This is a genomic window from Bathymodiolus platifrons methanotrophic gill symbiont, from assembly GCF_002189065.1.
Classification (GTDB): Bacteria; Pseudomonadota; Gammaproteobacteria; order Methylococcales; family Methylomonadaceae; genus Methyloprofundus.
This window is the reverse complement of sequence record NZ_BDMN01000438.1, coordinates 1-4,125: the sequence shown is the minus strand read 5'-3', so window position 1 is coordinate 4,125 and position 4,125 is coordinate 1. Positions and strand designations below refer to the sequence as shown.

Genomic DNA, 4,125 nt, shown 5'->3' with positions numbered 1-4,125 from the left:
ACTCCTTTTGAAATAAGCAGATATTATACAGATGACTGGGGGGCTTATGAGCGAAACTTAGATGTAAATGAACATGAAATAGGCAAACAAAACACTCAAAAAATTGAACGAAAAAACCTAAATTTTAGAACATGGGTTAAACGCTTAACGCGTCGAACAATCTGTTTTTCCAAAATAGAACAAATGCATGATATTGTCATTGGACTATTAATTAATAAAGTCGAATTTGGACGAGATATTCATGCCTAATAACAGATTTAACCCACTACCAAGGACTCTTTATAAGCCCTTTAAAAATCATTGTCACCCGTCATTGTCACGTGCTTCAGCCCTTTAAATACAGTGGGTGTATCTGTTGGTTAGCAAAATAGTGACAAAGATGCACTTTTTTCATAGAGCATATATCATTATTTTTAGGGGGGTATACAATGCGACAGAACCTGTAAGGTTAAGGACATATATTTTCAGCCACATTCTTTGAAAGTTCGGATATTTTTGTTTTCCATTCTGGAGCATCCTTATTAATATACATTCGACAATTACGCAATAATTCCTGAAATTTTGGAAGCATTAAAGATACATCATGGCTTGAAGCTATCATTATTTGCATAAAATCGATTAAGGCGATAGGAACAATGTGAAGATCAATCTTTTGATCGTTTTTGAGATACCATTCACCAAGACGAAAGGTATTTGCTGTATTAGTGTCAATATTGATAGCTAAAAACAACCCGAATACTTGTTTACCAGTGTTAGTGAAATCTTCGGCATATTTTGCCACATGGCGGCGGACAGGCTCACCTTCTGCTGCTTCTTGGCGTGATGAGGTAGTTAGTGTGACTTCAACAACCAAAACCATATCCTCGAACTCAAAAATTATATCAGGCCCATTTCCTGGAGCCGTACCAACAGGAAGAAAATCTTGGTCTATTTTGAAACGCCTTGATTCCCAAGGCAAGTTTACTAACGAATTAATAGCGAGAAAAGCTCGCCAAATTGTCCATTCAAAATAAGCTGGAGCTTCTGATTTAGGGATTTCTATAGCGTTGCCATTAGTTAATTCTTTTGACCATTTCCGTGTGATTAGCAAATCCATATAGCCAGTAATTTCTTCTATATATTCTAATTGCTTATTTGCATAATCAAGTTCATTAAGTTCTGATAGCTTCCCCTCTATTTCATGTCGAATAATAGCGATATCGGCGGGAGTATCTGTGTTCTTTCCTGCTATAGAGTAAGGCTTACCCCGTTTATCTAGCTGCGATATTAAATCATTTAGCACTGTCATTGCGCCTGTTTGTTCGTCGGTAGGTAAGATAGAACCTGAACATAATGACTTTATATACAATAAGTTATCACTTGGTATATCAGTGTCTTTTACTAATTGTTCAATGAAAACCCGCTTTTCTGAAACAAGAGCAATCCCTTTTCCCTTATTCTGGACTAAGCCAGTTGCTTTTAAATAACGAAAATTTGTATCTGCATAGTCCTTAAATGTTCCAGATTTTAATCCGTATGTTTTAGCAGCATTGTCCAATGCCTCTTGGTCGAATTTTCGTTTTCTACTCGATTTCCCCCGATCTTCTCTAAAATTTAGAATATTGTCTGTAATTTTTACTACACCATCTTTTTTATATGTGAGCTGTACGATCAAACCCATTTCCAAAAAATTTAGTCTATTTTCTCCTGTCTTGTTTTCCAATTGAAGCATTACAGCTAAGGTATGTCGAAGTGGTGAAAATATATCACAATCATGTCTAGGTTCTAAAACTGAGGGAATATAGTAAGCGGCTAATGACCTTAAAAAACACTCCTGCCAACCGGTAACAATTTCAGAATTAATTAAACGCCTTCCATTTTCTGTAATTGTGTCGGCTAATCCTAGTTCACTTTGAAACTTAGATTGTTTCCCTGTGAGCTTTGGATACAAGAAACCAAGTTTTGAGAGTGCTGATCTCCATTTCCTTCCTACACTGTAGGTTTCATCACCTTTTAAGGAAACAATGCCATTATCTCCTAAGAGTTTACAGAATGCTTTTTCGCTTTCTTCTCCTCTTAAATTACCTTGTAAAGATGATGAATCTAACGCAATAAGTCCATCCCGAAAACGGTATGGACTTCGTACTGTGGTATTTCCTAAGCACCAAATAATCAAACTAATATCCTACAAATAAATATTCCTGAACTTCGTTTTTGTTATCGTTAACCTTGTGTCCTTGATTTCCCACTGAGTAGCGGTAGTCAATGGAGATAACTTCTACATGCTGTTTGTATTTTGCCATAAGAGCTACTATTTCATCTAAGGTGGGTAAAGAATTAGATGAATAAGATACGACTAAAACACTATTTCTCATTTTCTTAAACAAATTATCAAAAGCGTCAAATGCTCCAACTCTAGTAGAAAATGGAGTTGGGTAGCTTTTAAATTTTTTTGTTTTTGTATGCCATTGCATCTCAACCTCTTTCCAATCACAAGCAATTCCTTCTACAAAGTGATATCGTCTAACATATTCATTATCAGAATGAGGGCTATAATAAGGGGGATCTATATAAACTAAATCAGGGTTACTGCGAATGCTCATAGCATCACCGCGCCTAGATTTATTTTTCATTCCATTATCAAATACAGCGACATTTATAGATAATACAGCATTTAGAAAATGTTCTTCCATGCTGGTTGTAAGATCCTTTCGTCCATCATCATAGCGATGTCCAACATAGGTAAAAATCCCTCTGGGTCGTTTTTTAAAACATGTTCTGATAAGTGCTGAGGTTGCTATCGCTCGTTGATAAGGGTTACGTATTAACTTAATATTTGAACGAATATTATCAATTAAAATGTTTTCATGGTCTTGAAAATAGAGGTCTTTAAATGTTGATTGAACAAAATAATCATTGTCTGGCGCATGACTCATAAGAGCTTCTGCTGTATCAGTTGGTAGTATAATGTTATTATTTTCTATTAAAGCTTTACTATATACAGCCCCAAGAGCCATATAATCATTGCTTATGACTTGTTTTCCTTCGGATTTCAGCATATAGCTAACAACTCCAGATCCAGAAAACATATCCAATACAGTATCGCTATCAAATTCTCTTATTACATCCCTGATCTGGAGTAATATTTTACTTTTAGAACCCATATAGCGAGTTGTTGGAAACTTCGTTGCTTGATTAGAAAGAGGCTTAGGAACAGATTTTAGTCTTAATTTTTTACGAGGTCTAATGGTGACAATTACATCCTCGCCACGACGACTTTTTGCTTTGCTACTAATATTTCGTTTAGTTTTGTAAACATCAATTTTGTACTGTTTATATAATTCATGTACTAATGGATGGTTTGAATTTGTTAGTACAACATGACATCCTAAATCACAAAGTCTACTTACTTCTTTTGCTAGTTCTTTATGATCTTCTTCATAAAATTGATCTTTTGTGTATCTTTTAAAATCACTATATTCAGAAATAGGTAAATAAGGAGGATCGAGAAATACAAAGTCACCAGATTGTGCATATTTTTTTAATACATCCTTATAGTCTCCACAAACCACAGTCTTTCCCTGTAAAAACTGTGATACCTGATACAAGTTAGATTCATCACAAATTTTTGGATTAATATAGCTTCCAAAAGGCACATTAAACTTTCCTTTTCGGTTTACCCGATAAAGACCATTGAAACAAGTCCTGTTTAAGTAAATTGTTCTAGCTGCCTTTTGAACAGGCGTTAGTTTAGTTTCATTAATTTCTCTTAGTTCATAAAAATAATCTTTATTATTTTTATGAACCTTCAATTCTTTTATAAGGTTTTCAAGGTCACTAGCTATAGTTTTGTATAAATTAATAAGCTCAGGATTAGAATCAGAAATAACAGCGTTTTCAGGGTTTGTGGCAAAAAATAAAGCCCCTCCTCCAATGAATGGTTCTATATATTTTCCATAGGATTTAGGTTCTCGCAACATAAGTTCGTCTAATAATTGAGACTTTCCTCCTGCCCACTTCAATACTGGTTTGGCAAGTATCTTTTTCTGGTCGGAGAGTAAGATAGATGTTTCTAACATTTAAGATATACCTGTTTTTATTTTTGGCTCTATGTGAATCCTAGTGGGTAGTGCGATAATAATACCA

3 protein-coding genes are annotated in these 4,125 nt (G+C 34.7%); 1 reads left to right on the top strand and 2 read right to left on the bottom strand.

Translation table 11 applies throughout. The features are described from left to right. Positions 1-249: IS1 family transposase (locus tag CDZ78_RS19010; RefSeq protein WP_244559295.1), on the top strand; the 249-nt coding region annotated here is incomplete at its 5' end. Positions 250-448: 199 nt separating this feature from the next. Here the strand turns inward: CDZ78_RS19010 and CDZ78_RS19005 are convergent. Together CDZ78_RS19005 and CDZ78_RS19000 are read right to left on the bottom strand one after the other, a co-directional pair. Next, positions 449-2,155 carry an AlwI family type II restriction endonuclease gene (locus tag CDZ78_RS19005; RefSeq protein WP_087871378.1) on the bottom strand — a complete coding sequence of 569 codons (1,707 nt, stop codon included), beginning with the start codon at positions 2,153-2,155 and terminating at the stop codon, positions 449-451. A 1-nt stretch (position 2,156) separates the two neighbouring features. Beyond that, entirely contained in the window at positions 2,157-4,058 is a 1,902-nt protein-coding gene (locus CDZ78_RS19000; RefSeq protein WP_087871377.1) for a Dam family site-specific DNA-(adenine-N6)-methyltransferase, read from the bottom strand. Positions 4,059-4,125 lie beyond the last annotated feature (67 nt).